At 59.6% G+C, this 26,234-nt stretch carries 27 protein-coding genes; 11 read left to right on the top strand and 16 right to left on the bottom strand.

Features of this window, described 5'->3' with window-relative positions:
* Positions 1-159 precede the first annotated feature (159 nt).
* Both KUA11_RS03120 and KUA11_RS03115 read right to left on the bottom strand, forming a co-directional pair.
* Positions 160-1,905 (bottom strand): oleate hydratase, encoded by a 1,746-nt coding sequence (locus KUA11_RS03120; RefSeq protein WP_217408955.1) that lies wholly within the window; start codon positions 1,903-1,905, stop codon positions 160-162.
* A gap of 159 nt (positions 1,906-2,064) precedes the next feature.
* Positions 2,065-2,982 (bottom strand): MIP/aquaporin family protein, encoded by a 918-nt coding sequence (locus KUA11_RS03115; RefSeq protein ID WP_217408954.1) that lies wholly within the window; start codon positions 2,980-2,982, stop codon positions 2,065-2,067.
* A gap of 872 nt (positions 2,983-3,854) precedes the next feature.
* Between KUA11_RS03115 and KUA11_RS03110 the strand changes: the two genes are divergently transcribed.
* The 3 genes from KUA11_RS03110 (at position 3,855) to KUA11_RS03100 (ending at position 6,280) form a co-directional block, all read left to right on the top strand.
* On the top strand, positions 3,855-4,223 hold the full coding sequence (locus KUA11_RS03110; RefSeq protein ID WP_217408953.1) for a hypothetical protein: 369 nt from the start codon (positions 3,855-3,857) through the stop codon (positions 4,221-4,223).
* A gap of 69 nt (positions 4,224-4,292) precedes the next feature.
* On the top strand, positions 4,293-5,234 hold the full coding sequence (locus KUA11_RS03105) for a LysR family transcriptional regulator (RefSeq protein ID WP_217408952.1): 942 nt from the start codon (positions 4,293-4,295) through the stop codon (positions 5,232-5,234).
* A gap of 224 nt (positions 5,235-5,458) precedes the next feature.
* Complete coding sequence (locus tag KUA11_RS03100; RefSeq protein ID WP_217408951.1) at positions 5,459-6,280, top strand: hypothetical protein; 822 nt, start codon at positions 5,459-5,461, stop codon at positions 6,278-6,280.
* A gap of 50 nt (positions 6,281-6,330) precedes the next feature.
* On the opposite strand, the gene KUA11_RS03095 is transcribed toward KUA11_RS03100, so the two are convergent.
* The 11 genes from KUA11_RS03095 to KUA11_RS03045 form a co-directional block, all read right to left on the bottom strand.
* The gene (locus tag KUA11_RS03095; RefSeq protein WP_217408950.1) at positions 6,331-8,034 is read right to left on the bottom strand and encodes a hypothetical protein; all 1,704 of its coding nucleotides are present in this window, start codon (positions 8,032-8,034) and stop codon (positions 6,331-6,333) included.
* A gap of 177 nt (positions 8,035-8,211) precedes the next feature.
* Complete coding sequence (locus KUA11_RS03090; RefSeq protein ID WP_217408949.1) at positions 8,212-8,667, bottom strand: 23S rRNA (pseudouridine(1915)-N(3))-methyltransferase RlmH; 456 nt, start codon at positions 8,665-8,667, stop codon at positions 8,212-8,214.
* A 90-nt stretch (positions 8,668-8,757) separates the two neighbouring features.
* On the bottom strand, positions 8,758-9,876 hold the full coding sequence (locus KUA11_RS03085; protein ID WP_217408948.1) for a THUMP domain-containing class I SAM-dependent RNA methyltransferase: 1,119 nt from the start codon (positions 9,874-9,876) through the stop codon (positions 8,758-8,760).
* A 237-nt stretch (positions 9,877-10,113) separates the two neighbouring features.
* Complete coding sequence (gene rsfS, locus KUA11_RS03080; protein WP_217409194.1) at positions 10,114-10,569, bottom strand: ribosome silencing factor; 456 nt, start codon at positions 10,567-10,569, stop codon at positions 10,114-10,116.
* A gap of 119 nt (positions 10,570-10,688) precedes the next feature.
* On the bottom strand, positions 10,689-11,354 hold the full coding sequence (locus tag KUA11_RS03075) for a nicotinate-nucleotide adenylyltransferase (RefSeq protein WP_217408947.1): 666 nt from the start codon (positions 11,352-11,354) through the stop codon (positions 10,689-10,691).
* A gap of 12 nt (positions 11,355-11,366) precedes the next feature.
* Positions 11,367-12,638, bottom strand: a complete 1,272-nt coding sequence (locus KUA11_RS03070) for a glutamate-5-semialdehyde dehydrogenase (protein ID WP_217408946.1) — start codon at positions 12,636-12,638, stop codon at positions 11,367-11,369.
* A gap of 39 nt (positions 12,639-12,677) precedes the next feature.
* On the bottom strand, positions 12,678-13,772 hold the full coding sequence (gene ychF / locus KUA11_RS03065; RefSeq protein ID WP_217408945.1) for a redox-regulated ATPase YchF: 1,095 nt from the start codon (positions 13,770-13,772) through the stop codon (positions 12,678-12,680).
* A complete protein-coding gene (pth, locus tag KUA11_RS03060) occupies positions 13,772-14,413 on the bottom strand; it encodes an aminoacyl-tRNA hydrolase (RefSeq protein ID WP_217408944.1) in 642 nt (213 codons plus the stop codon). The genes ychF and pth overlap by 1 nt, the downstream gene beginning before the upstream one ends.
* A gap of 56 nt (positions 14,414-14,469) precedes the next feature.
* Positions 14,470-15,102 carry a 50S ribosomal protein L25/general stress protein Ctc gene (locus KUA11_RS03055; protein WP_217408943.1) on the bottom strand — a complete coding sequence of 211 codons (633 nt, stop codon included), beginning with the start codon at positions 15,100-15,102 and terminating at the stop codon, positions 14,470-14,472.
* A 144-nt stretch (positions 15,103-15,246) separates the two neighbouring features.
* Positions 15,247-15,648: a hypothetical protein gene (locus KUA11_RS03050; protein ID WP_217408942.1), complete on the bottom strand. Its 402-nt coding sequence runs from the start codon at positions 15,646-15,648 to the stop codon at positions 15,247-15,249.
* A 101-nt stretch (positions 15,649-15,749) separates the two neighbouring features.
* Complete coding sequence (locus tag KUA11_RS03045) at positions 15,750-16,034, bottom strand: hypothetical protein (protein ID WP_254454622.1); 285 nt, start codon at positions 16,032-16,034, stop codon at positions 15,750-15,752.
* A gap of 403 nt (positions 16,035-16,437) precedes the next feature.
* Here KUA11_RS03045 and KUA11_RS03040 point away from each other — a divergent pair, with 403 nt between their 5' ends.
* The 6 genes from KUA11_RS03040 (at position 16,438) to KUA11_RS03015 (ending at position 22,916) form a co-directional block, all read left to right on the top strand.
* Positions 16,438-17,484, top strand: a complete 1,047-nt coding sequence (locus KUA11_RS03040; RefSeq protein WP_217408941.1) for a rod shape-determining protein — start codon at positions 16,438-16,440, stop codon at positions 17,482-17,484.
* Between the two features lie 200 nt (positions 17,485-17,684).
* Positions 17,685-18,767 carry a rod shape-determining protein MreC gene (gene mreC, locus KUA11_RS03035; protein WP_217408940.1) on the top strand — a complete coding sequence of 361 codons (1,083 nt, stop codon included), beginning with the start codon at positions 17,685-17,687 and terminating at the stop codon, positions 18,765-18,767.
* Between the two features lie 11 nt (positions 18,768-18,778).
* Positions 18,779-19,345 carry a rod shape-determining protein MreD gene (locus KUA11_RS03030; protein ID WP_217408939.1) on the top strand — a complete coding sequence of 189 codons (567 nt, stop codon included), beginning with the start codon at positions 18,779-18,781 and terminating at the stop codon, positions 19,343-19,345.
* A gap of 43 nt (positions 19,346-19,388) precedes the next feature.
* Positions 19,389-21,305 (top strand): penicillin-binding protein 2, encoded by a 1,917-nt coding sequence (gene mrdA, locus KUA11_RS03025; protein WP_217409193.1) that lies wholly within the window; start codon positions 19,389-19,391, stop codon positions 21,303-21,305.
* A gap of 43 nt (positions 21,306-21,348) precedes the next feature.
* Positions 21,349-22,524 carry a rod shape-determining protein RodA gene (gene rodA, locus KUA11_RS03020; RefSeq protein WP_217408938.1) on the top strand — a complete coding sequence of 392 codons (1,176 nt, stop codon included), beginning with the start codon at positions 21,349-21,351 and terminating at the stop codon, positions 22,522-22,524.
* On the top strand, positions 22,521-22,916 hold the full coding sequence (locus KUA11_RS03015) for a DUF3293 domain-containing protein (RefSeq protein ID WP_217408937.1): 396 nt from the start codon (positions 22,521-22,523) through the stop codon (positions 22,914-22,916). The genes rodA and KUA11_RS03015 overlap by 4 nt, the downstream gene beginning before the upstream one ends.
* Before the next feature lie 4 nt (positions 22,917-22,920).
* Here the strand turns inward: KUA11_RS03015 and cobU are convergent, their stop codons facing one another.
* A complete protein-coding gene (gene cobU / locus KUA11_RS03010) occupies positions 22,921-23,427 on the bottom strand; it encodes a bifunctional adenosylcobinamide kinase/adenosylcobinamide-phosphate guanylyltransferase (protein WP_217408936.1) in 507 nt (168 codons plus the stop codon).
* Between the two features lie 36 nt (positions 23,428-23,463).
* On the opposite strand from cobU, the gene cobT reads away from it, so the two are divergent.
* A complete protein-coding gene (gene cobT / locus KUA11_RS03005; protein WP_217408935.1) occupies positions 23,464-24,480 on the top strand; it encodes a nicotinate-nucleotide--dimethylbenzimidazole phosphoribosyltransferase in 1,017 nt (338 codons plus the stop codon).
* Positions 24,481-24,483: 3 nt separating this feature from the next.
* Positions 24,484-25,245: an adenosylcobinamide-GDP ribazoletransferase gene (gene cobS / locus KUA11_RS03000; protein WP_217408934.1), complete on the top strand. Its 762-nt coding sequence runs from the start codon at positions 24,484-24,486 to the stop codon at positions 25,243-25,245.
* On the opposite strand, the gene KUA11_RS02995 is transcribed toward cobS, so the two are convergent.
* Positions 25,160-25,768 (bottom strand): histidine phosphatase family protein, encoded by a 609-nt coding sequence (locus tag KUA11_RS02995; RefSeq protein ID WP_217408933.1) that lies wholly within the window; start codon positions 25,766-25,768, stop codon positions 25,160-25,162. The two genes, cobS and KUA11_RS02995, sit on opposite strands and share 86 nt — an antisense overlap.
* A gap of 8 nt (positions 25,769-25,776) precedes the next feature.
* Complete coding sequence (locus KUA11_RS02990) at positions 25,777-26,175, bottom strand: hypothetical protein (RefSeq protein WP_217408932.1); 399 nt, start codon at positions 26,173-26,175, stop codon at positions 25,777-25,779.
* Positions 26,176-26,234 lie beyond the last annotated feature (59 nt).

Here is a 26,234-nt window from a genome sequence, read left to right as displayed (position 1 = left end):
AGCATATATCTACTTCTGACAGCCGGAGACAGGGACAACAGCGCACCTTGCTCGACGCGCCTATTCTCCCTGATACCGCAGCCCATCGCAAATACTGGAACGCCATTAACAGTGCAAAAGCTAGGCTCTTAAGCCTACCGGCGGACGACTTTTGTCATCTTAAATCAGCCCGTAACGCTCCAGTAGATTGTCCACTTCCGTTCCATCCGTCAGATGACGAACCAACCCAGAGGCTGGTACTTTCTTCCCGTCCCGCAGTTCTGCCGCAGCTTGCAGCAGCATCCGAACATCATAGACGCTGCCAAAAACTTCCGGCACAGCCCGGTCAACATCAAGTAGCGTATAAACCGCCTCCATCGCCGTGCGGACGGAATATTCCGTCGTAAACACCGTATCGCGCGGCGTTTCGGCGAACTGGCCGAGGAAGGCCAGATTAACACTCCCGTCCGGCACTACCTTCGGACGATCCCCCGGAGAGCGTGGCATGAACTGCGCCGTAATGAAGGGCATCATACAAGGATGTGTGATCGCCCCTTTCGCCGCCATGTCATCAATCTGATCCGTTGGCACACCCATGTGAAACAGCCACTCCCGCGTGATGTCTTCGCCAGTGCATTCCTGCATCGGCTTTTTCACGTAATCACCCGGCACATCACTGAACAGACCGTAGAGCCACGCCACCATCTGCCCTTTTTTCTGCCCTTTGAAATGGGGCTGCCGACTGACCACCCAACTCATCAACCATGCGGAATCCTCAATGGTGATCGGACCACCCGTTACCGTGCGTCCGGAGAACGGATCTCGGCCCGTCACCTTGTGCACAAGTGCAGGGATGCGTTCATCCAGCGTCGTGACCGTCGCAGATTCCCAGCGAGATTTCTTCGTGTCACTGCAGAACACATCCGGCCTTCCAAAGGCCGGATCCTGCGCAGCAATATTGCGCCAAAGTTGCCAGATGCTTCCTTCGTGAATGGAAGAATCAATCGGCGCAGGCGTGTGATGGTCTCCCCAACGAGAGTTCTCCACCATGGAACCATTGGTGACAAAAACCAGTTCATCCGGGCTAAGATCGACACCTGCCGCTGCACCGTTTTCCAACCAGTCGATATGGGTCGCCACCTTTTTTCCGTCCGATGTATCGACCGTAACATTCGTTACGCGTACACCATGGCGAAACACGACGCCCTGATCGGCAAGCCATGTAGCCAGCGGCTTGCTTAAGGATTCCTGCTGATTGTATTTGGTGAATTTCAGGGTGTGCAGATCCTTCAATCCAAGAATCTGATGCACAAAGCGGGCAAGATAACGCTTCATCTCAATCGCGCTATGCCAGGTCTCGAAGGCAAACATCGAGCGCCAGAACAGCCAGAAATTCGACTTCATGAAATCGCCCGACAGCACATCGCTGATAGTCTTGTCGGCAAGCTTTTCCTCATCTGCAAGGATGAGCGAAACGATTTCCTTCCGGGCCTTCCCGGTCAGCGTCAGCTTGTCGCGACCCGGCAGGGGCTGCCCCCGCCCGCACATGGCCCGTACCGGACTGCTGCTGGGATCCACCCGATTGAGACGATAGAACTCATCGAGCACGGAGGCATCCGGCACTTCCAGTGATGGAATGGAACTATAAAGATCCCACAGACACTGGAACTGCTCCTCCATTTCCCGGCCACCTCGGATCAGCCAGCCGGTCTCTGCATTGCCAGCGCCATCCAACGCTCCGCCATCGGCGTCCGATGCCTCAAGAATGGTGATCTTCTGAGGAACCATCTGCGCGTCACGGATCAGAAACGCTGCCGCTGCCATGCCAGCAAGACTACCGCCCACAATCCACGCTGAACGATTTTCAATTCCGGCCGGCTTTTCAGGACGAGCGAAAGCTTCGAAATTACTGTGAGCATATCTCATGGGATATTCACCTCCGGTCAGGGCGACAGCGTATCCATCCGCCGCTCCATATGGAAAATTTCGCTGACGATCACATGCCTCTTCTTCACGCCTGTCCTTGACGTGCATCATCTTCACGTAAAGCGTGATGTCACTCTTGTTCTCCTGTCTGCCGAAGGCTCACTTGTTTTCTTCAGAGCATTGGGAGGATGGCTTCGGTCCTTTTGTATGGGGCTGTCCCGGATGCCATAACGACGGGACACGACCATGGTGACCAAAATTCACCAACCGCGCCTCTTCAAGATCAATGCGTCCGAGAAGGTTGGAACGCAGCACCCATATGGCAAGCGAAGCCCCCGCAAAAGGCCCCACCACGTAAATCCAGAAACCGCCCCATTGGTCACTGAAAAGCGCTGGCCCAAAACTGCGGGCCAGATTGGAACTGTTACCGGATAACCACGCCGAAATCGGATTGCAGATCAAAAAATACAGGCCACCCGCCCAAGGTGTAATCCATTTCAGAAGAGGATGAGCTGCCAAACGGCACACCAGCAGCACGAGAAACAGAGTCAACAATGTTTCTGTCATCAATGGCCAGAGGATTGCGACACCGCTGAAAGGGACTGTTGCAGCGTAAGACGACACATGCGCCATTCGCCCCCAGAACGGCCAGATACCGCCCAATTCCGCAAGAAAGAATGTCGCCAGACAGGCGCCCGCCATCTGCGCAACGACATAACCGCACAAATCAATGGACCTTAATCGTCCTGCCAGACTAAAGGCGACAGAAATGGAAGGGCTGAGATGCGCCCCGCTGACACGACCAAACGGCGTGAAAGCCGCAATTGTTCCCGAAAGTCCAAAGAAGAGTCCGCAAAGCGCCGTCTGCACAAGTGGATGCAGCGCAAGAACGCGCCCTACAGATGTCAGAGGCGTGGTCAACAAGGCAACCGAGACAATCCCACACACCATCATGACTGCCATGGCCACCATTTCGCAAATGTAGAGCTTCCAGTGAAAAGGACGTCTGGGATGTGGATGACCGGCAAGCGGACGATCCTCCATGGCATGAGGGGTCGCCTGCCGGGTTTCAGTCATCTCTTTTCTGCCTTCCCTGCTATTCCGCGCCAACGAAATTCATTATCGGGAAACCTGCCGCTTCCTCTTCGATTGGGTTCGCGCCAGAAATTGCCGCAACGGCTCATCCCATCATCGGCATGCTACCTGCGCACTCACATGTTTCAATTGTTCCTTGTGCAGACGAGCATCCCTGACAATTGTCCATCATCGATTCATTTCAGAGAAAGAGAAAGCAGGACACGAACTTGCAGCGTTGATCGCATCTCTTTCGTTTCTTATGACGACCCTGGACTTTGATAACTTACTATCTGCATATAAAACTAATGCAGTTACGGCCCACAGAGTTCCTGCAACCATTCAACGTAAGAATCATTCCTTCTTTAAAATTCCAATGAATTTCCGATTCATCGTTTCATCTTTCAGTCGCTTCTTTCACGACCGGGGAAGCGCATGCGCAAACATAACGCCACCCATCCTTGCCCATCTTGAGAGCGTCGATATTGGCTGGTGGAATGATGTCCCAGACATCTCCTGTCCACACAAAAACATCTGTAGATTCAGAATTATATTCCAGAACATGTCTGGTTCCACTTTCCGTCCCTTCCGGAGGTCGGCAGTCGTTGAGGGTGCTCATACAAAAACAGCTTTCTCAGGTGGCAATAATTTCTTCCATCACCTCCATAACCCTTGAAAGCTTCTTATCGCCTAATGGTAGGCGTGAACGACACGCCCAATTCCACGTTGTTTGACCAACAGAAACCGCTCCACTCCTCTCGACGTTAATATTGGTCCCTTACTGCAGCGCCACTCCTGATACCGTTGAGCCCCCGTGTCCTGCCTGCCATCAAACAAGAGGCCCGCATTGTCACACGCACACAAGATCACCATTCTTGCTTCTGTCATGCTGGCGCTATCCGGTTGCTACGGTGGATATAGCTATTCCGGCTACAGCGGAAGACCATACTACGGTGGTTTCGGCCCGCCTCCTCCCGCATGGGGCGGTGGCTGGCGGAGAGGCCCTCCTCCCGGTCCCGGCTGGGCTTATGACCGTGGTCCAAAACCCGGAAGAGGTTGGCGCGGAATGCCGCCCGGCGGCCCGCTACATGGTGGAGGTGGACGAAATGGACCCGGTCCGCACGATGGCGGACGCCCCCATGGCAGCGCAGGCAATCATCCACCGAGTGGAGGTGGCCCACGCGGCGGCGGCCGGGGACGTTCTCGTTAAATTTAACCTATCCCATCCGTCACCGAAAATGTGACGATCATTCCGGCTTCACAGAAGAGCGCTCTCAATTGACCCGGCTTCTCCAGCATGAGAGGAGCAAACCATGGAACTGAGGCATCTGCGCTATTTCGTGGCCGTGGCCGAACACGGCAGCTTCACCCGGGCAGCCGGTGCTCTGGGCATGGAACAGCCTCCCCTCAGTCAACAGATCAAACAATTCGAGCGCCTGTTGGGGGCCACGCTTTTCCATCGCATGACCCGTGGCGTGGAACTGACCGAAGTGGGAGCAGCACTCTTGCCTCAGGCTCAGGCCATTCTCTCCATGAGTGGTGAGTTTCAGGCTCTGGCCCAAGGTCTTTCGCGCGGCGAACGCGGACATCTGCGTGTTGGACTTGCCGGAGCTGTGTCACTGCTGCCCATCATTCCCCAGGTCATCCGCCGTTTCCGCGAGACATGGCCGGAGGTGGTGGTCTCTTTTGAGGAGAGCAACACACCTGCGCTGTCCACCGCCCTTCATGAGCGTCGGGTGGATGTGGCCGTAGTCCGCCCTCCCATGATGGACGAGGACAACCTTGCCGTTTATCCGCTGCTCGATGAACCGACGGTCGCCGCACTCCCAAGCGGCCATACTCACGCGGGCGATGGCGCGATCCGGCTGTCCATGCTCGAACATGAACCGCTCATCATCTTTCCTCGCGAACTTGGTCCGGGCTTTCATGACGCCATTCTCTCGGCATGTCAGAACGCGGGCTTCACGCCCCGGATGGGCCAGCAAGCTCCCCAGATCGCGGCAACGGTTCCTCTGGTGGCGGCAGGACTGGGCGTATCCGTTGTGCCCCGCTCATTATCTCAGATCCACGCGGGAGGCGTGACATTTCATCCGATCGAGGAACCTGCTCCACGCGCTTCACTGGCCATCGCAGTGCTGAAAGGACGTCCCACCCCTCTGGTCAGCCGTTTTGTCTCGACATTACGTGAGGCTTGCCGGGAATGGGACGATGAACAGCAGACCATGGACCCATCATCCATCTCCGCTCTCCCTTAACACCGGAACCGCCGCCCCTGAGCAGCCAGTTCACTTCAATCTAAACAGGTATTCTGGATATCTTTTTCCTGCACAAAAAAAGATATCGATTTTCACTAAGCTGCCCTTAACTTCTCTTCCACCTTCGCTGGATCAAGGCTATTTTGCCTTACCGGACCGCGAAACCGCCCTAGCGGCTTGTTGGCACACCGCGCGGCCCTCCACATGACGGGAGACGGAGAAGCGTGCGTCATTGTTCGTGGTGCGGAGAACCCTTCGAGGGTAAGGAATTCGGGCATTATTGCTCGCGTTACTGCGCGGACGCCGCACATAGAGAAGAAGAAGCGACAGCCGGCAAAGGAGAGACTGCGACGGCTTCTTCATCCGCGGAAGCATTACAGGAAAAAAACATCCCACCTGTTCGTTCAGGCGTTTTTCCACGTGTCTGGAATATCACGGGAAATGTCTGCAAAGGTCTCGGCGCCATTGTCGCCCTGCTGCTTCTTGCGCAAGGAGCAAGCGAATGGCTCAACCGCTCTTCTCTTCCCACTCCCGAAGTGAGCCTTGCCCCTTTGCCCGAGCAAAAGAGCGCCGACACGGCTATTCACCCGCTAGAGCCAGCCCCTCCAGCGCCACTTCCACAACCCAGTACGGTCGCACGTGAGGACGCTCCGGCCATCTCAGAAGCTTCGAAGACGCTGGAGCAACCGCCTGCTCCGGCTCCAGCAATCGCTCCAGAGCTCAAAACGACTACAGCCTCACCTGAACCTGCTTCAGCTCCCGATAAGCCTGCCGTCACAACCTCATCTGGTTCTTTCGTTGCCGGAGAAACCGCCCGGAAGAAATGGGACCGCTGGGTGCGTTCACTCTCTGGCGAAAGCCGCAAAGGAGCGCTGTATTGGGCAGCCGGAACCAATGCTCACACAGTCAGACGATGTGATGGCACGGAAGATTTCGCTCTGAGTTGTTTTACCGCTCAACGGAAGCTGGCCGGCATCGAACAGCGGCGAACCCACGATCTCAATTTTGACCGAGGCTGGAAAGCAGGGCATCGCGCGCTGCGTTAAACCTCTCAAGCGGCTCTCAATGAAAGAGAGCCACCCCTCATCCAATGTCCTCAGGTGAAATCGGTATAGGCCCCTGTCCCCTGAAGTTCATTCTCGGCTGCGGTCATTTCGTCAGCGGTGGGCTCGCGGGACGCCGTGTTCTCATAGAAAGCCGTAATAAGAGCCTGCGCCGCATCGCCATGGGAAAGTGTATACAGAAGCGTGGTGCGGGATGCCCCAGCCTGCAACTGATTTTCCCAGTCGCTGATAGTGTCCGTTGAAACGGTCTCTCCCAGAATTCGCGAATAGGCGCTGCTGACCTCGCTCGCCGCTTCTTGTCCGTGCGTTACCCAGTAAACCACCGAATCATGTGTCGAACCGGCCGCAAGAACATCTTCCCAACTACTGATCTGATACGTAAGCGGCGTAATGCCTACTTTCTCCTGATAAATATTTGTGATGTCAGCGGCCGCTTCCTCTCCATGGCTGACACACTGGATCAAATCCTGATAGCCGGAACCCGCAGCAAAACTGTCTTCCCAACCCGTTATTTGATAATCCGAGGCCGTAAAATCAGCCTTATCCAGATAAACCGACTGAATGAGTGCCTGAGCTTCCGCACCGTGACTGACACTCTGGATCAGATCCTGATAATTATCACCTGAGGCAAAGCTGCTTTCCCAACTTGCTACCTGATAATCGGCGGGGGTTACATCTGCTATGCGCTCATAAGTCTGAACGATCAGATCCTGAACTTCAACACCCGAAGAGATCGTCTGCACGAAGGCACTATAATTTCCTCCCGTCGCAAGATAATCCTCCCAATAGGAAATCTGCCCCTGCCATGCCGTCACATCGGCTTTTTGCTGATAAACATTGCTGATCGCGCTGCTGGCAAGATCGCTATGGGTCAGTTGCTGCACGAAACCGTCCAGCGTCACATCGCTCGACACCATCGCCGCGCGCCATGACGCGACCTGATCGCTGTCTGCCGTGACCGTCACACCCACTTTGTCGGCATACGCCGCGATAATGGCGTCCGCCGTGCCTTGGGAATAGACCACATCCTGCTTCAGAGAGGCGAACGTATCGCCTGCGGCCAGCATCGATTGCCCCTGACTGATGACGCTGGAAGATGCCTCATCGCCCGTCAGATCCACGAACAGGGACTGGAGTGCGCTACTCGCTGTCGATGATTGCGCCAGCGAACTGACCAATCCGGAATAATCCGAGTAATAATCCCCATAGGAATCCATCTTCACGACGGTAATGTCGGACGCACTGCTGCTCAGTTCAGCACTCGTCGGCGTACGCCCAAGAACCGACTGGTACGCCCATGTCACGCTGTCATCGATCAACTGATCTGTTTGGGTAGACACAAAAAACGGCTTCGTTGGATAGATCGTGCTGGACCAGCTGAAAGCATCGTTCGCAGAGGTGGTGGAAGACGTGGTCTGTGCCGTGTCCGTAGACAGAAACGTCAGGCTGCCACTACCATTGGTCGATGTTGAAGATGTCGTAGACGATGAAGACGTGGCAGTTCCGGTTCCCGTAGTGGCGAGAGTGTCAGCAGCGCTCGCCACCGTTGCGCTGTTGCTTGTGTAATCAGAGGCAGTAGCCCCCGTCGTCGCAACAGGCGTCGTATCCGTCGTTGTACTATAGGCTGCGGCCAATGTGTCCGCCGTGGACGCGGCGGGCGTCACTGCTGCCAAGGTCTGATCCGTCGAAGATGTACCGCTCGTCGCCGCTGCAAGAATCTGCGAAGAATCAGTCATCTGCAATCATATCCCTACTAAAATACGTGACCGTTTCCTCTGGCTCCCGAGCAAGTATGGAATCGGCTTTAACGATTTATTAGCGATATGGTTGCGTCCCCACCAAGTCAAATCGAAACGGGACGGCGTGTTTCTTTTCCCCCAAAGTGACGTATTCGCCCCACACTTAGCGCCGTCTCAGGGACGACCCGAGCGATGATAGGGATGACCGCTGGCGATAGCGCGAGCCCTGTATATCTGTTCCACCAGCATGATCCGCGCCAGCATGTGCGGCCAGGTCATGCTCCCCAGCGACAGGGTCGCGTCCGCGCGTTCTATAACGGAGGCATCAAATCCTTCGGCTCCCCCGATCAAGAAACAGACAGTTCGTCCCGTTTCCAGCCATCCTGAAAGCCGCGCCGAAAATGCTTCACTGGTCAGAACCTTTCCCCCCAGATCGAGAGCCACCACGAGGGCACGATCCGGCAGCGCCCCGAGAAGGGCGGAGGCCTCACGTCGTTTGATTTCGACCGGCGCTCCTCTTCCATCCGGCAGTTCCGTAATCGTCAGAGATGGATCAAGACGCTTGCAGTAACGCTCGATAAGAGCGCGTTCGTGGGAATCTTTCATGCGTCCAATGGCTATCAGGCGCATGAAGACATCGCTCGAAAAAAAAAGATCTCAGCCATTTCCCATCTATGCCGCATGCAGGAACGCGAGACCATCATGCGGTGTCAAATGCGCTTATCGAGGCAGCGGTGCGGTCCGAAACAATGTAACCCGCAGACCACCATGCGGTACAGGCGCTTCGGGCGCAAGAAACGGCAACCCCGTTGCCTCGGCCAGATGCCGTTCGGTTGTGACCAACCCCACGCGCCAGCCTCCAAAACGTGCCAGAAGCACCTGCCCCAAGGCCCGATATAGCGGCATGAGACGCTTCCGATCGCCAATTCGGTTCCCATAAGGCGCATTGGTTATGACAAGGCCAGGCGGTCCTTCCGGTGGCGTGATCTCGCTGATCGTCCGTTCCATGAACTCCGTCCACGCTGCCACCCCAGCCCGCTCCGCATTGTCACGGCTCATGCGGATTGCGCCTGCGTCCCGGTCACTTCCATAAAACCTTGCTGCAGGCGGACGGACGCTTTGTACGCTGCGCATCTTTTCCCATGCTTGCGCATCGAATGTTGCAAGCTGTTCAAACGTAAAATGCCGCGACCGACCGGGGTTCAACCTTGCCGCAATCTCCGCTGCTTCAATGACGAATGTGCCCGAGCCGCACATCGGGTCCAGCACAGACTCTTCTCCCGTAAAACCGCATTGTCGTAGAAAAAGGGACGCCATTGTCTCACGAAGAGGAGCACGGTTGACGGCCTGCTTGTGCCCACGCCGGTGCAGCATTTCGCCAGACGTATCGACACTCAATGTGCAGACATTGCGCTCTACGCGCGCCCGGACGACAATTCCCGCGTCGGGACTTTGGAGAGCACCCAATGTCTCATGAATGGCCGTGCCGATCCGCTGGGCTACCGCTTTTTCGTGATAGAGGCGCGAACCTACAGACACGGCCTCGACACGGAAGGATACATCCGCACGCAGAACGTGGCCCCACGGCACCTGCCGTGCCAACTGATCGAGTTGTGCAAGATGCGTGACCCGGAAGGAAGCGATACGAGCCAGAACGCGCGTCGCGCCCCGAACCCACAGATTGGCCCGCCATACCTCGGGCCATCCACCGTGCGTGATGACACCACCCGGAACGGCCACCGGTCGCTTGAACCCCTTGTGCCGCACCTCATCGCACAGCACAGCTTCAAGACCGGGGTTGGTGGCAAGAAATATCTCGAAATCCGCGCTCTTCGTCATGACGCCTGCAATGGCAGGAACGAGCGGCCTGAGCAACATGCCGAACTGTCACATGATACCCTTGCCAGAGCGAACGCACGCAAAAGACGTATCACCGGCAATATCAGGCACGCTTGAAATGGACTTCAGGGGTCAAGCAGGATTGTAATCGTCCATGTTACGGGGACGTCGGAACAACCTGAGTCGTCCGCCAACATGCTTGGGATCGGCACTATAGCGCACCGATCCACGACGCAATCAGAGTGTGGTGACCTCACCATCCGTGGTCTCGTCGAGATCGCTGCCCCACATCTGTTCCAGCCCGTAAAGCGTGCGCGCTTCCGCCTTGAAGAGATGGATGACGATGTCACCCGCGTCGATCAGCACCCAATCGGACCCGTTCGCACCCTCCACGAGAATACGCTTGAGACCGGCTTCGCGCAGCTTGCGTTCGATATGCTGGGACATGGCCGCGATCTGACGATCCGCCACGCCCGTGGCGATCACCATACGATCAGCAAAAGACGCACGCCCCGTCAGATCAATGACGACGATGTCCTCGCCTTTGTCATCGTCGATACTTTCCGTGATGAGCTTGAGATACGTCTCCAGTTCATCCGCCGGCGCATGCGGACGCTTCTTCGTCTCCTTGCGCGGGCCAGCAGCCGCGGCCTTCTTGCGGGGCGTACCGGGCGCCTTCACGGCTTCCGCCAGAGCGGGATCGACGGGCTTGGTCGCTGCCTTGGACTTGGCAGACACACGCGGCGCAGCAGACGCCGGGCCGGCTCCCGCCGTGCGACGCTTGGCTTCCGTATCGGAAGGGGGCTTCCTGGCTATGACCGTATCTCCTGCCGGGTGGATGCCCGATCTGTCTGACGTAAGGATTCTGCGCTGCCTGCACGACGCAGGGCAGTTGCCGATATACCGTTCTGTGGCCCCGGAAGAAAAGCCCAGACTGGAGGGGTTTTTTCGACAAGCTGACGAATACGTCCCACTGGCAGCCGCGCATGACGCAGCCGTTGCGCCGTCTGGCCGTGCAGCGCCGCCGTCGTGCTGCCCGGGCGAGGCATGACGGCAATCGGCACTTCCCGCACAAAGGTTTTCCAGCGATGCCAGCGCGGAAGCTCGGCAAAGACATCCGTGCCCATCAGCCACACAAAATGCGCACGTGGGAATCGCCTCCTGAGCGCACGCACCGTATCGACCGCATAGCGCGTGCCCAAGCGCGCCTCGATCGCGGTCGGCACAAGGTGCGGCTCACATGCCAGCCGCCTTACCGACGCAAGACGCGACGCCAGCGAGGCCATACCGCGCTTTTCCTTGAGCGGATTACCGGGAGACACCATCAGCCACACCTGATCCAGTCCCAGCACATGCAACGCACGCCGGGCAATCTGGATATGACCTTCATGGGCCGGATTGAATGAGCCGCCGAGAAGACCGATCCGCAATGCGCGCCGATCTCCCCGCACAGGCAGCGTGGCATGATGAACCGGCACCGTCTGCGGACCTTACGGTCGGACCTGACCAGTCCCCAGAACCTCGTAGCGGAAGGTCGTAAGTTGTTCGAGCCCAACCGGACCACGAGCATGGACACGCCCCGTCGCAATACCGATTTCCGCGCCGAAACCGAACTCGCCACCGTCACAGAACTGAGTGGAAGCGTTCCACATCACCACCGCGCTGTCGGTGCCATTGAGGAAGCGCGTGGCGACCGTCTCGTCCGATGTGATGATAGCCTCCGTGTGCCCGCTGCCATGCACCGCGATATGTTCCAGCGCCGCATCTACCCCATCGACCATCGCCACGGACAGAATGGCATCGAGCCATTCCGTGGAGAAATCCGCCTCTGTGGCTGCCGGAAGGTCAGGCACAATGGCTCTGGCTCGCGCATCGGCACGGAAAGCACATCCCAGCTCACGCAGATCCGAAACGATATCTGGCAGGAGCGATGGAGCAATGGCGCTGTCGATAAGCAGCGTCTCGGTCGCGCCGCAAATGCCCGGACGGCGCATCTTGGCGTTACAGATGATACGCCGCGCCATCTGCGGCTCGGCAGCGGAATGGATGTAGGTGTGACAAAGTCCCTCCGCGTGCGCAAGCACGGGAATCCGCGCCTCGTTCTGCACGCGCTCGACCAAAGAACGCCCCCCGCGCGGAATGATCAGGTCGATCAGACCCGCCGCCTGTAGCATGTCAGAAACATGTTGACGGTCAGTGCTCGGCGCCATTTGCACCACCGCCTCAGGCAACCCGGCCGCTTTCAGACCTGCCACCATGGCCGCGTGGATCGCTTGTGCGGAGTGAAAACTCTCGGAACCGCCACGCAGGATAACGGCATTGCCGGACTTGATGCACAATCCCGCGGCATCCGCGCCGACATTGGGACGGCTCTCATAGATCACACCCAAAACCCCGATAGGTGTGGCCACGCGACGGATTTTCAATCCATTGGGACGCGTCCATTCACTGAGGATACGGCCGACCGGATCGGACAGATCCGCCATATCCTCCAGCCCCTTTGCCATCGTTTCGATGCGCTCGGGCGTAAGAGTCAGCCGGTCCCGAAAAGCCTCGCTGCCTTTATAAGCCGCCAGATCTTTCGCATTGGCTTCGAGAATAATATCACGGGTTTCGCGCAGAGCATTCGCTGCCGCCCATAGCGCCTTATCACGCTCCACGGTTGGCGACTGCGCCAGCGTCCGGGCTGCCACCCGAGCTGCGCGGGCCATGGCCTCGATCGCGCCGGGTGTGGTCGCTTCCGCCTGCGTGCTGGCGCTCATTTCTGGTCCCCTGTCCTCTCTTGGCTTGTGGATGTTCGGTCAGACGTTGAAGCGGAACAACAGAACATCGCCATCCTGCACGACGTAATCGCGTCCCTCGACACGCATCCTGCCCGCTTCCTTGGCGCCTGCCTCCCCATTATACTTCACATAATCGTCATAAGAGACGGTCTCGCAGGCAATGAAGCCCCGCTCGAAATCGTTATGGATGACAGCCGCGGCCTGAGGCGCCTTCGTGCCGGCCGTGATGGTCCATGCACGCGTCTCTTTCGGCCCCACTGTAAAATAGGTGGACAGGCCGAGCAGGCGATAGCCGGCAGCAATCACACGGTCGAGACCACTGTCTTCCAGCCCCAGACCTTCAAGAAACTCCTTCTGGTCTTCGGCGGGAAGCTGGCTGACTTCAGCCTCGATGGCGGCGGACACCACAACACAGGCAGCCCCTTCGGCGTTCGCGCGTTCCTCGACGGCCTTGGAGAAACTATTACCCGTCGCCGCTGAGCCTTCCTCTACGTTGCAGACATAGAGTACGGGCTTCGTCGTCATCAGCTGAAGACGTGCGGCGGCAGCTTCCTGTCCGGCAGGAATGGCTGTGCGGGCCGGACGACCTTCACGCAACGCGGCGATCAGCGGCTCCATCAGTTCGACCTGAGCCTGCGCCTCCCGGTCGTTGCCGCGAGCCTTTTTCTGAAGGGCGACAATCCGCTTTTCCAGCGAGTCCAGATCGGCCAGCATCAGTTCTGTCTCAATGATCTCGGCATCACGCACCGGATCGACGCCACCTTCGACATGGGTGATGTCGTCATCCTCGAAACAGCGCAAAACGTGGATGATGGCGTCCACTTCACGGATGTTGGCGAGGAACTGATTGCCCAAACCTTCTCCGCGCGACGCGCCACGCACCAGCCCGGCAATATCCACGAACTCAAGGCTCGTAGGCAGAATCCTCTGGGATTTGCCGACGCGGGCCAGGTTCTCCAACCGCGGATCGGGCACAGCCACACGCCCAACATTCGGCTCAATGGTGCAGAACGGATAGTTGGCCGCCTGCGCCGACGCCGTGGCGGTCAGGGCATTGAAGAGCGTGGACTTGCCGACATTGGGCAGTCCGACAATGCCGCAGTTAAAGCCCATCAGTCTCTTACTCCTGTCTGGCCCTTTCCGGGGCCGGGTGGTGTCGGGGATTGGGGAGTGTTGGCCATGAGAAGGGCGATACGGCTCATGAAAGCCTCTCTCTGTCCTTCTGCCAACAAGGGGACGGCATCGGAGATGGCATCCATCAGATCATCCAGCCAAGGCTGGTCGGCTTTGGCGAAATCGCCCAGCACCCAGCCATGCACCCGCTCTTTGGAACCGGGGTGATCGATGCCCAGACGCACGCGCCAGTAATCTGGCGTTCCAAGCTGGCGATCCGTTGAGCGCAGTCCGTTATGACCGGCCGCACCGCCACCTTTCTTCACACGAACCTTGCCGGGAGCAAGATCAAGCTCGTCGTGAAAGACGGTGATGGCATCGGGGGGAATTTTGTAGAATGTCGCGGCTTCGCGAATGCTGTCGCCGGACAGGTTCATATAGGTCATCGGCTTGAGCAGCAGCACCTTCGCACCACCCACACGACCTTCGGCAACCTCGCCACGAAACCGCTTGCGCCATGGCGAAAAACCATGGCGGTTCGCAATGGCGTCGACCGCCATGAAGCCGATATTGTGGCGGTTGCGGCTCATGGAAGGCTCAGGATTTCCCAAACCCACCCAGAGCTGGAGCGCCGGTTTCATGGCGGTCTGTCCCGTGGGTCCGGAGAAGAATGACTTCCCCGGCCCAGCGGGCCTCCTTACTTCTTTTCTTCAGCAGGTGCGGCTTCAGCCTCAGCCGCAGGAGCTTCTTCTTCGACATCGACCGTCGGCGCGGCAATGGTGGCCACGACGAAGTTCGGGATCTGCACGGTAGCGACAACGCCCTCGGTGCCCTTGAGATCATCCCAACGCACGTTGTCGTTGATGTCCAGCTCGGAAATGTCAGCCGTGAAAAGCTCCGGAATGTTTTCCGGATCAGCCGTCACTTCAATGGTGTGACGCACAACATTGAGCACGCCACCGCGCTTGATGCCGGGGGAAACCTCTTCGCCCACAATATGTACGGCAACCTCAACATGAACCTTATGACCCGGTGCAAGGCGCTGGTAGTCCACGTGGATCGGCGCGTCCGTCACCGGATGGAACTGCATGTCGCGCATGAGAACGCGCTCGCTGATGTCGCCTGCAGTGACTTCATAGACATGCGAGCGCCAGCCAGGCTTGTGCAGTTCGCGCATGATGATGCGCGGATCGAGGGCAATCAGGGTGGCATCCTTTTTCGCGCCATAGATCACGGCCGGAACCAGACCTTCACGACGGGTTGCGCGCGCTGCCCCCTTACCAGCCTTCGCGCGCAGGGATGCTTGAATCGGAATCAGTTTCGTCGCCACTTTGATAAGCTCCTGAGTATGCGAACACACGCCGGCCTCCAGGGGTGCCGGTGCGGAGGCGGGTGCTTAACGCAAAACCCCGCCTGACGCAAACCAAAAGACGACGAGCAACCTCTCACACATCATGTTCCCCGAGGAGAGCCGTCAGTAAGCGCGTTGCTGATAATAGCTGCCCTGCTGTTGCTGCTGAGGATAATACTGCTGCGCAGGCTGCCGGTACTGTTGCTGATACTGCGGCTGCTGGTAGTTTCCGGGCTGTGTAGGCTGTTGATACTGCGGCTGCTGATAACCGCTACGGTAGTCCCCACCGGGCCGGTTCGGGGTGGTAAGAGCGCCCGTGCCCGCACCGAGCAGACCACCAGCCACCGCACCGATGGCCGCGCCACGTCCACCACCGGCCAGTGCACCGATGGCCGCGCCGCCGCCGCCGCCGATCAACGCGCCGTTGGCGGCCCGAATACCGGGGCTATAGGGGTCGCCGCAGCCAGACAGCAAGCTGGCAAGCGCAAGGGCGGCAACAGTGGTTGTAGTCTTCAGCCTCATCATATTCCTGATATCCGACGTTGCGGTGCATACGACACATAGACGAGAGTCGCAGTCTTGTCCTGCTCCCCGCCCATGGCGCGAATATGGCGCAAATGTATCGATCAACGACTACGATAGCCACCGCTGTTGGGACGATTCGGTGTCGTTGCCGCTCCCACAGCGGCTCCCGTGGCTCCACCGGCCAGCGCACCGATCGCAGCCCCGCCGCCCCCACCTGCCACCCCACCGATCAGTGCGCCACCACCCGCTCCGATTAATGCGCCCGAACCAGCCCGGGCTCCAGGACTATAAGGACTCCCGCAGCCGCCCAATAACAGCAGTGGCAACAGAACCAGCAGGATGCTCCAGCCGCCGCGTTTCCGTTCATCTGTCGATGCACAGTCCATATAATATCACCTCTGAATTCCTCTCATGCCCACGTCCTGAAAACTGCGGCACGAAATTGTCTTGGCAGAGCAGAAACGAAAGGAAGGTGAGGCAGTTGCCGATAGACACACGTCAAAAGATGAACACTCTCAGCACAGCACTTCGTCTCCCATCCTGAAACCGGAAATTTTTTCTTCCGCCTCTTTTCTCAATTTCCATGAAGCTTTCTCGATCATGGACCTTGCGGGAACGGGGCGGCCTCGCTAAGCCACCTTCGGCCCAGCGCGTGGCCAGAAATGACGCACGACACCATCGGGTCTTTAACCGGATGCCTGAGTGCCCGTCGGCAGGCCATGCGGGGGTTTCGGGAATGTCCGTCCGCGCAACGGGGCGCGTGACGCACTTGCTGGCCAGGAGTTGTGGATGTTCGCTCGCCTGCTGGGTCTCATGTCCGCTGACATGGCAATCGACCTCGGCACCGCCAATACGCTCGTATATGTCAAGGGCCGAGGCATTGTCCTCAATGAGCCCTCTGTTGTGGCGATTGCGGAATCTCGCGGCAAGAAACAGGTGCTCGCCGTTGGCGAAGAAGCCAAACAGATGGTGGGCCGCACGCCCGGCAACATCACCGCCATCCGTCCTATGCGCGATGGCGTGATTGCGGATTTCGAAGTCGCTGAGGAAATGATCAAGCATTTCATCCGGCGCGTTCACAACCGCAGCATTTTCACCAGTCCGCAGGTCATCATCTGCGTGCCCTCCGGCTCCACGGCCGTGGAACGTCGGGCCATTCAGGAAAGCGCCGAAAGCGCGGGTGCCCGTCGGGTGTTCCTGATCGAGGAGCCTATGGCCGCCGCCATCGGAGCGGGACTACCCGTGACCGAACCTTCAGGCAGCATGATCGTCGATATCGGCGGCGGCACGACCGAAGTGGCCGTGATCTCGCTCGGTGGCATTGTCTATGCCCGTTCAGTACGCGTGGGCGGCGACAAGATGGATGAGGCGATCATTTCCTATATCCGCCGCATGCACAGCCTGTTGATCGGCGAGAGTTCGGCCGAGCGGATCAAGATGTCCATCGGTTCCGCCATGATGCCCGATGATCCGAACGATCCCGGTCCCCTTCAACACGTAAAAGGTCGCGATCTCATCAGCGGCGCCCCACGCGAAGTCGTGGTCTCGCAGGCCCAGATCGCGGAGAGTCTGGCTGAGCCCATCACTCAGATCATTGAAGCCGTAAAGCTGACGCTGGAAAACACACCGCCCGAACTTGCGGCCGACATTGTGGACAAGGGCATCGTCCTGACCGGCGGTGGAGCGCTTCTTTATCGTCTGGATGAAGTTCTGCGGCTGTCCACAGGCCTGCCTGTAACGGTTGCGGAAGACCCGCTTTCCTGCGTGGCGCTGGGCACCGGCCGCACACTGGAAGAGATGAAGCGTCTGCGCGACGTCCTGACAACGATGTATTGACGAAAAATGTCCATGCATTGCCCGCAACTTTTTGCCAATATGTGGATTGAGACCGCCAGCCTGCCCATGCGGGCGGCGTAGGCCGGGGACCAAAAGCCTCGGAAGGCGGGAGGTTCCTTGGCTGAGAAAGAGGCAATGAAGCGGGCATATCCCTGCGTGACGAACTCGGCTCGTGAGCACGAGGACTGGATGTCGAAACGGTGATTCCCGTCTCCATCCAGATACGTCAGGCACTGGACCGGCTCTGGTTCCCTGCGATGCTGCTGCTGTCGATTGCCACCATACTGCTCGGCTGGGCTGACCAACGGGCAACGGTGGCCGCCCGCATGGCTGTGGCGGATGTGCTGTCTCCCTTGTGGTCGCTGGTGGCCACGCCCGGAGACGAGATGTCAGCGGCGCTGTCCGAGCTGCGCGGCATCGGGCATCTGGCACAGGAAAACGCGCGTCTACGTTCAGAGAATGAAACCCTGCGAGGATGGTATGACGTCGCCATTTCCCTCACGCAGGAAAATGCCACGCTCAAGGAAAACCTCCACTGGATGCCCGATCCTGTGCCGTCCTTCGTAACCGCACGGGTGGTTGGCGATATAGGAGGGCTGTATTCTCACGCCGTTCTCATCAATGCCGGGCCGGACAGTGGCGTGCGTGTCGGTAATATTGCGCTGGCCGCTGATGGCTTTGCGGGACGTGTCACCGAAACCGGGCATCATTCAGCACGTGTCCTGCTGATCAATGACGTGGCAAGTCGTATTCCGGTCATGCTCGAAAGCAGCCACGGTACCGCCATCATGGCAGGGGATAATTCCCCTATGCCCCGCCTGATGTTTTACGCTCAGGATAATCATCCCGTGGAAGGCGAGCGCGTGGTTACGTCTGGACAGGGCGATCTTCTGCCGGGAGGTCTGCCTGTGGGAACGGTACATTACATCCGTGCGGCAACCCCCATCGTCATGCCCTATGCCCGACTGGATCATCTGCACATTCTGCGCGTGTTCGATTTCGAGACAGAAACCATCGATGCGCCAGATGCACCGGGCCGCGTGCCGGTGGCTCCCCAGCGCGGCCACATGGCCAAACACAGCAATCCCATGGAAGGCATGACTCTTGATGGCGTGGTCGGCGGCATGACGGGACATCAGGATGATCGTCCTGTCCAAACACCCGTTCCCCACCACGAAGAGACGCCCACTCCTGCGGATACGGCTCCCGCCACCTCCCCGGAAGATCAGGGTGAGGCCACCCCTGTCATGCCGGCGTCCCCTCTTCCTTCCGGGCGCGGATAAGAGTCCGGATCATGACAGCCAACCCGGGTTCATCATGGCATCGCAATCAGGATTCCAGCGTCGCATTGGCCCAGCGGCTGGACCGGTTGGCGCGGCGTCTTTTGCCGGGTGGCATTACGGCGCTCGTCATCGTTCTGCTGGCCGCACCAACGGGTTTTCCGGCGGCGACAGCCCTGTTGCCGGGCCTTGTCATGGCCTCGGTCTTTTTCTGGTCCGTCTGGCGCCCTGCCTCGATGTCCGCGCTGATCGTGTTCGGGCTCGGCCTTCTGATGGATCTCGTGGGATTTGCCTCTCCCGGTGTGGACGCCTTCGTGTTTCTGCTGCTGCATGGAATTGCCGTGCATGCCCGCTTTGGCCTGATGCGCCTGAACTTTCTCGGGATGTGGTGTATCTTCGCCGTGCTGGGGTCCGCGGCCTGCTGGCTGCTGTGGTTCCTGATTTCGCTTTTGGCCTTCCGGCCCATGCCTCTGGCCCCCGTCATCTTCGAATGTCTCCTCGCCATCGGCGTCTATCCCCTGCTGGCAGCCGCAGGGACATGGGCACATCATCGGCTTGCCAACCCGGAACCGCAGTCATGAGGGAATGGAGCATGACTTTCCGCCACGGGGAGATGTTTCCATGATGTGGAAACCTCGCCGGAGAAAGCGCGACGGGCTTCGCAGGCTTCTGCCCATCCGTGAGCAGAAAGACTCCGGACGTGGCGTCTTCACCCGTCGTGCTCTTCTGATAATGGCCGTGCAGACAGCCGCGTTGGGTGAGTTGGGACGACGCCTGTACGATCTCCAGATCAACAGCGGCGATCACTTCGCAAAACTGGCCGACCGCAACCGCACCAGCACCCGGCTGCTCGCACCGCCCCGCGGCCTGATTTCCGATCGTTTCGGCACAGTCGTCGCCGCCAATCGCACGAACTGGCGCGCGCTGCTGCTGCCGGAAGAAACCACGGACGTCGAAGGTACCATCGAGCGTTTCTCATCCTTCATCCCTCTGGAAGAGCGCGACAGCACACGTATCGCCCGTGAATTGCGACACAAGCGCAAATTTGTGCCCGTCATGCTGCGCGAGTTCCTGTCATGGGACGAGATGGCGCGGATCGAACTGAACTCCCCTTCTCTCCCCGGCGTCATGATCGATGTCGGCACCACACGTTCTTATCCGCTCGGTCCGCTGCTGGCGCATACGGTCGGATATGTCGGGCCACCCAACGAACAGGACGTGGCGAAATCCACCCTGCTGGCGCTTCCCGGCATGCGTGTCGGACGCGCAGGCATCGAGCAGAGTCAGGACCAGCTTCTGCGCGGACAGGCCGGTTCCGTGCAGATGGAGGTCAACTCCGTTGGGCGCGTGATGAGCGAATTGGACCGGCAGGACGGCACGCCAGGCGACGAACTGGCGCTCACGCTCGACGTAGGGCTGCATCAGGCCGTGCAGAACCGCATTGGTGACATGGCGGCCTCCGCCGTGGTGATGGATTGCCGCAACGGCGAAGTGCTGGCCATGTGCAGCACGCCCTCCTTCGACCCGTCCCTGTTCGACAGTGGTGTCAGTCGCGCCCAGTGGGCCGAGTGGACGTCCGACCAGCGCACCCCGCTGATCGACAAGACCGTGGCAGGTGTCTATCCGCCCGGCTCCACCTTCAAGCCCGCCGTGGCGCTGGCCGCCCTGAAAGCGGAGGTCATCACTCCCACCGACCGTTTTTTCTGTCCCGGTCACTACGACCTCGGAGGGGCGCGCTTCCATTGCTGGGCAAAGCATGGACACGGCTCGGTCGATCTTCATCTCGCACTGAAATATTCCTGCGACGTGTATTTTTACGAAGTCGCGCACCGGCTCGGCATGGAGCGGCTGGCGGACACTTCGCATGCGCTCGGGCTCGGCACGAAACTCGATATCGAACTGCCGCATCAACGCGCGGGACTGATCCCTACGCCTGCATGGCGGCAAAAGCACAAGCATCACTGGAACGGGGGTGACACCATCGTCAGCGGCATTGGACAGGGCTTCGTACAGGTCACACCGCTCCAGCTTGCCACTTACACCTCTCGCATCGCCACGGGTCGGGCGGTACAGCCTCATCTGGTGCGAGCCGTGAACGGAGAGATCGGTGCGCAGATCGACCCACAGCACTGGCCGGAGATGGATCTCAATCCTCACATGCTCAAGGCCGTGCGCGAAGGCATGTACGCCGTGGTCAACGAACAGCACGGCACCGCTCCCAAGGCGCGCCTCAACCTTCCCGGCATCACGATGGCAGGCAAGACCGGTTCCGCGCAGGTCCGGCGTGTGTCGCGGGCCATGCGCGAGAGTGGCCACTTCAATTCCGCCAACCTGCCGTGGGAATATCGTCCGCACGCCCTGTTCATCTGCTTTGCGCCCTACGATGACCCGCGCTATGCGGTTTCCGTGGTGATCGAGCATGGCAACGCGGGCGCTGAAGTCGCCGCACCTCTGGCCCGCGACATCATGACCGACACGCTCCTGCGCGATCCCGTCAATCACAAGACGGCTCCAGGACAGACTGTGGCAAACGCAGACTGACCCCTTCATCCGCACCACGAGTTCCATCCTCGGGAGGACCGCCTTGACCACGCCCGCCCCGGCAGGACGCTTTCGCAAACGCCTCCTGCGTGCCGAGCCGAGCTTTCGCATCTTCTCCAAGCTCTGGCAGGTCAGCTGGCTTTATGTGTTGCTCATCTGCGCGCTGGCGGGGGTGGGCTATGTCGCCCTGTATTCCGCAGGTGGCGGTTCTGCGCGTCCGTTCGCGGGACCGCAGGCCATGCGCTTCGGGTTCGGCGTGGTGACGATGATCACGCTGGCCATGCTGCCGCCGCGCATCCTCACCAAGCTGGCAATCCCCCTCTATGGAATGTCCATCATTCTGCTTGTGGCCGTGCTGCGCATGGGACATGTGGGAAAAGGCGCCGAACGCTGGATCATGCTCGCGGGCACGCAGGTGCAGCCTTCCGAATACGCCAAGGTAGCGCTGGCGCTCATGCTCGCCACGTGGTTCGCACGCGTGCCTTACGCGAAAATGGGGAACCCGCTGCGGCTGATCGTCCCTGCCATACTGGTGCTGATTCCTGTCGGACTGGTTCTCAAGGAGCCCAACCTCGGCACAGCGGTCATCATCGGTGGCATCGGCGCATCCATGTTTTTCGCTGCCGGGATGCGGCTGTGGCAGATCGCTCTATTGGCCATTCCCGTGCCGTTTCTGCTGAAGCTCGCCTACGCCCATCTGCACGACTACCAGAAAGCCCGCATCACCACCTTCCTTCACCCCGAGAACGATCCTCTCGGCGCAGGTTATAATATCATCCAGTCCAAGATCGCGCTGGGTTCGGGCGGTATGTGGGGACAGGGCTACCTGCACGGCACTCAGGGGCAACTCAACTTCCTGCCTGAAAAACAAACCGACTTCATTTTCACCACCATCGCCGAAGAGTGGGGCTATGCCGGAGGCGTGGCTGTCATTGGATTGCTGCTGGTGCTTATTCTCGGCGGCATGATGATGGCCATTCGGAGCCGCAACCGCTTCGGACGGCTTCTTGCGCTGGGTATATCGGTCAACTTCTTTCTCTACTGCCTTGTGAACCTCTCCATGGTCATGGGGGCGATCCCGGTCGGGGGCGTGCCGTTACCGCTCGTGTCCTATGGCGGGTCCGCCATGCTCAACGTCATGATCGGGTTCGGGCTGCTGATGTCGGTGTGGGTGCACCGCAATTCCCGCTATGGCGAGGAAACGGACGAGGACGCATGACCGCCCGCATCCGGCCTCTCACACCAGCCCTGCTTCGTGCCTATCGGCTGACCATTTACCGCGCGGGGCCGCTGGAAGTGAGGATCGGGCAACGTACATCCGGGCTGAAAGGACAAACATTCATCTTCCTTGGTGCTGCCAATCCCGGTGGACGACGCTACCCAGACGCGTGGAATGTCCGCATGACTCAACGGCTGTGTCGCCACCTGCGCCATGTCACATTTTTCATCGGGGAGGGACGCCTGGGTCAGTGGTGCGAACCCATGATCGCCGCCGCCCTGCCTCTTGCGCGCGCCTTCAGACTGGCGCGGCTGTTCCGACAGAACGCCGTGGTCGTGGCTGCGCCCGACAGGCCCGCCCGACTTGTACCCATCAGTCCACACAGCCCCTGAAACCTCAGACGTCCCGGCGGATCGTCATCGGGATTCCCGCGACACACAGCACAACCCGGTCCGCCCTTGCCGCCACGCGCTGATGCAGTCGTCCTGCTTCGTCACGAAACCGCCGCGCCAACGCGTTATCCGGTACGATTCCCAGCCCGACCTCGTTGCCCACCAGCACCAGCGGCGCCACGCGACGTTCCATGACCTGCATGAGCGCGTCCGTGGCCGTTGCGATGTCCTGGTTCTCCAGAAGAAGATTGGTCAGCCAGAGAGTGAGGCAATCCACCAGAACGGGCTGACCCTCCACTTTCTCCAACGCACCCGGCAGATCCACCGGCTCCTCCACCGTCACCCAGCCGTCTCCGCGGTCGGCCCGATGCAGGGCAATGCGCTCGGCCATCTCCGCGTCCCATGCGCGGCCCGTGGCTATGTAGGTCCATGGCCCCGGACAGGAACGGATGACCGATTCCGCGTGGCGACTTTTGCCCGAGCGTGCGCCGCCCAGCACAAGTTCGATCATTGCTCTCCCTCTCCGAAAACGGCATGGAAATACCCCATGACCGCCATCACATTTTCTGACATCTCCGCCCTCCGCAGCGCCTGCCTCACTCCATCCCATGCGGACATGGCCGTCATTGAACGGATTACCGCACGGGACGCGACACTTACCAAACCGCCCGGAAGTCTGGGCCGTCTGGAGGAACTGACACGCTGGCTTGGAGGCTGGCAACGCCGACCGACGCCAACGCTTGAGAGCGTGCAATGTATCGTCTTCGCCGGAAACCACGGCATTGTCGCACGCGGTGTGTCCGCGTGGCCGCCTGAGGTGACGACGCTCATGGTGCGTAATTTCCACAATGGCGGGGCTGCCATCAATCAGCTTTCCGCCTGCGCTGGCGCCAGCCTCTCCGTCGTAGAAATGGAAAATCTCCAGCCAACTGCCGATTTTACACAGGCTTCCGCAATGGATGAGGCCACGTTTCTGCGCTGCGTGAATACAGGTGCCGCTGCGGTCGATCCTAAAAGCGATCTGCTGTGCGTGGGCGAAATGGGAATCGGCAACACCACCGTCGCGGCCGCTCTTGCCGCTGGTCTGTTTGGCGGCACCGGGCGCGAATGGGCCGGACCGGGGGCCGGTAGCGACGATGCTTCAATGGTCCGCAAGATCGACGTCATCAATGACGGCCTGAACACGCACCGTGCCGTGCTGGACGATCCACTGGCGGTGGCACAGTGTCTCGGCGGGCATGAAATGGCCGCCATGCTGGGGGCCGTGATCGCTGCTCGACACCTGAACATTCCGGTCATGCTGGATGGTTACGTTAGCACGGCGGCCGTGGCTCCCCTTTATGCATTGCACGCGGAGGGGCTTGATCATTGTCGCATCGGCCACAATTCAGCCGAACCGGGACATACGCGTCTGACAGCAAAGCTGGGCCAGAAGGCATTGCTCGATTTCGGACTGCGGCTGGGAGAAGGATCGGGAGCCGCGTTGGTCGTGCCCCTGCTGCGAGCAGCGATTGCCTGCCACAACGGGATGCACACCTTCAACGATGCCGGTATTGGCAATTAGACCATGCGCGCCCTTGCCGCTGATCTTCTCGCCTCGCTGGGACTGTTCACCCGGCTGCCCCTGAGTTGGCTGGAGCGCTGGGCGGGGCCTGTCGATCTGCGGCGCTCGATCCGCCTATGGCCCCTTGTCGGTGCCGGTATCGGCGCCCTGACGGCGCTCATCATGCAACTGGCGCTGATGGCGGGACTTCCCCCACTCGTCTCAGCGCTCCTCGCTGTAAGCGCGCAGCTTATCGTCACCGGGGCTTTGCATGAGGACGGACTGGCCGACAGCGCCGATGGGCTGGCGGCGGGGCGCACGCTCGCACGTCGTCTGGAGATCATGCGTGACAGCCGTATCGGTTCCTATGGTGCCGCAGCTCTCATCATGGCGCTCGCCCTGCGGACTGGCTGCATCGCCGCTCTTCCGTCCGCACATCTGCTTGCCTATCTTACGGTGGCAGGGGCATGCGCCCGCGCCTCCGTGCTCATAATTGCGGGCTGGACGTCAGCGGCACGGCAAGACGGCTTGGCGGCAGCGCTCCTTCCGCTTCCGGTCGGTCCGCTCAGACTGGCTTTGCTGACGCTCCTGCTTCTCACCGCTTTTCTGTTGCCCGACCGCGTCATGGTCATGAGCCTTCTGGCCAGCATGGGAGCGACACTTGTTGTCCGACGCATCGCATTACGCGCCATGGGCGGATTTACCGGTGATCTTCTGGGGGCGACGGCGGTTCTGTCGGAACTGGCTGTATTGCTGGTGCTGGTGGCGACATACGCCCAAAGGTGACGATATCTCCCAAGGGAGGTGCCGGCTGTGTCAGATCGGGTTTTTGTCCTTGTGCAAGAGCCATCAGAACCCGCAATGGACCGCCATGCGAAAGAATGGCGATGGGTCCGTCTGAGAGACGTTCACGCCAGAACTCCGTTACTCGCGCGATCAGACTGTCGCCACTCTCACCGCCCGGTGGGGTGAAACCCGCAAGGTCTCCGGCCCATTCATCCAACTTGTCGCGGGGAACAAGAGACCACGGCTGTTCCTCCCACTCTCCGAAATCCAACTCCATCAGCCTGTCGTCGGGAAAGACCTTCACAGCGCCCTGTGTCGCGATCCATTCCGCAGGCAGGCGACACCGTGTCAACGGAGAGACAAACATCCTCTGCACGCCCGTTGCAGCCAGTTCCCCGGCAAGGCGGGCGGCGAACGATTCCCAGCCTTCGGCCAGCGGCACATCGGTCTGCCCGTAGCACGTTTCGGCGGCCACACGGACGGCCGGATGGCGGGCAAGAACGCAGAGCGGTCCCTGCCCCACTTTCCGCCTCAGAAACGCGAGAACGGCATCTCGAAGTGATGGTCCGGCTTGTCGCCCGTCATGGTCAGTTCAGCAAAATTGTCGGACTTCAGCTCGAACGTGAGAGTCGCGTGATGATCGTCCTGACCCACCCACAGATTGCCGCTCTTGTGCGCAAGCGTGAAGCGGGCTGTTCCCGATTTCTGAAGCATGTGCGGCAGTTCGATCATGATCCGACTGGCCGGACCGGCGGCGCGATTGGCCATGACCGTTATCTCATTGCCCATGGACGTCCATTTGCCGGACAAAAAGCTGGCGGGCCGCTCGGGGATCTTCTCCTCCGCCACAGGTGCGGCCTGCGCCACAGCGGGAAGAAGTGGCGCGCAGGTCGCAGCCACAAGAGCAAGAGCGGAAAGACGTGCGCGCATGGAGAGATCCTTCATGGGTGTCAGACAAGTCCCGCATGGTGTGCCGGACACCTCGTGCC

Origin of the sequence: Acetobacter estunensis, assembly GCF_019083805.1 — a bacterium.
GTDB classification, from domain to species: domain Bacteria; phylum Pseudomonadota; class Alphaproteobacteria; order Acetobacterales; family Acetobacteraceae; genus Acetobacter; species Acetobacter estunensis_A.
Note: the sequence above shows the minus strand (reverse complement) of the source record. Positions and strands in the feature narration are given on the sequence as shown.

Excerpts from the sequence above, each read along its gene's own strand:
- KUA11_RS03120 (WP_217408955.1), bottom strand. The coding sequence starts at position 1,905 with ATGAGATATGCTCACAGTAATTTCGAAGCTTTCGCTCGTCCTGAAAAG.
- KUA11_RS03115 (WP_217408954.1), bottom strand. The coding sequence starts at position 2,982 with ATGACTGAAACCCGGCAGGCGACCCCTCATGCCATGGAGGATCGTCCG.
- KUA11_RS03105 (WP_217408952.1), top strand. The coding sequence starts at position 4,293 with ATGGAACTGAGGCATCTGCGCTATTTCGTGGCCGTGGCCGAACACGGC.
- KUA11_RS03095 (WP_217408950.1), bottom strand. The coding sequence starts at position 8,034 with ATGACTGATTCTTCGCAGATTCTTGCAGCGGCGACGAGCGGTACATCT.
- KUA11_RS03090 (WP_217408949.1), bottom strand. The coding sequence starts at position 8,667 with ATGCGCCTGATAGCCATTGGACGCATGAAAGATTCCCACGAACGCGCT.
- KUA11_RS03085 (WP_217408948.1), bottom strand. The coding sequence starts at position 9,876 with ATGACGAAGAGCGCGGATTTCGAGATATTTCTTGCCACCAACCCCGGT.
- KUA11_RS03070 (WP_217408946.1), bottom strand. The coding sequence starts at position 12,638 with ATGAGCGCCAGCACGCAGGCGGAAGCGACCACACCCGGCGCGATCGAG.
- ychF (WP_217408945.1), bottom strand. The coding sequence starts at position 13,772 with ATGGGCTTTAACTGCGGCATTGTCGGACTGCCCAATGTCGGCAAGTCC.
- pth (WP_217408944.1), bottom strand. The coding sequence starts at position 14,413 with ATGAAACCGGCGCTCCAGCTCTGGGTGGGTTTGGGAAATCCTGAGCCT.
- KUA11_RS03050 (WP_217408942.1), bottom strand. The coding sequence starts at position 15,648 with ATGATGAGGCTGAAGACTACAACCACTGTTGCCGCCCTTGCGCTTGCC.
- KUA11_RS03045 (WP_254454622.1), bottom strand. The coding sequence starts at position 16,034 with ATGGACTGTGCATCGACAGATGAACGGAAACGCGGCGGCTGGAGCATC.
- KUA11_RS03040 (WP_217408941.1), top strand. The coding sequence starts at position 16,438 with ATGTTCGCTCGCCTGCTGGGTCTCATGTCCGCTGACATGGCAATCGAC.
- KUA11_RS03030 (WP_217408939.1), top strand. The coding sequence starts at position 18,779 with ATGACAGCCAACCCGGGTTCATCATGGCATCGCAATCAGGATTCCAGC.
- mrdA (WP_217409193.1), top strand. The coding sequence starts at position 19,389 with ATGTGGAAACCTCGCCGGAGAAAGCGCGACGGGCTTCGCAGGCTTCTG.
- KUA11_RS03015 (WP_217408937.1), top strand. The coding sequence starts at position 22,521 with ATGACCGCCCGCATCCGGCCTCTCACACCAGCCCTGCTTCGTGCCTAT.
- cobU (WP_217408936.1), bottom strand. The coding sequence starts at position 23,427 with ATGATCGAACTTGTGCTGGGCGGCGCACGCTCGGGCAAAAGTCGCCAC.
- cobT (WP_217408935.1), top strand. The coding sequence starts at position 23,464 with ATGACCGCCATCACATTTTCTGACATCTCCGCCCTCCGCAGCGCCTGC.
- cobS (WP_217408934.1), top strand. The coding sequence starts at position 24,484 with ATGCGCGCCCTTGCCGCTGATCTTCTCGCCTCGCTGGGACTGTTCACC.
- KUA11_RS02990 (WP_217408932.1), bottom strand. The coding sequence starts at position 26,175 with ATGCGCGCACGTCTTTCCGCTCTTGCTCTTGTGGCTGCGACCTGCGCG.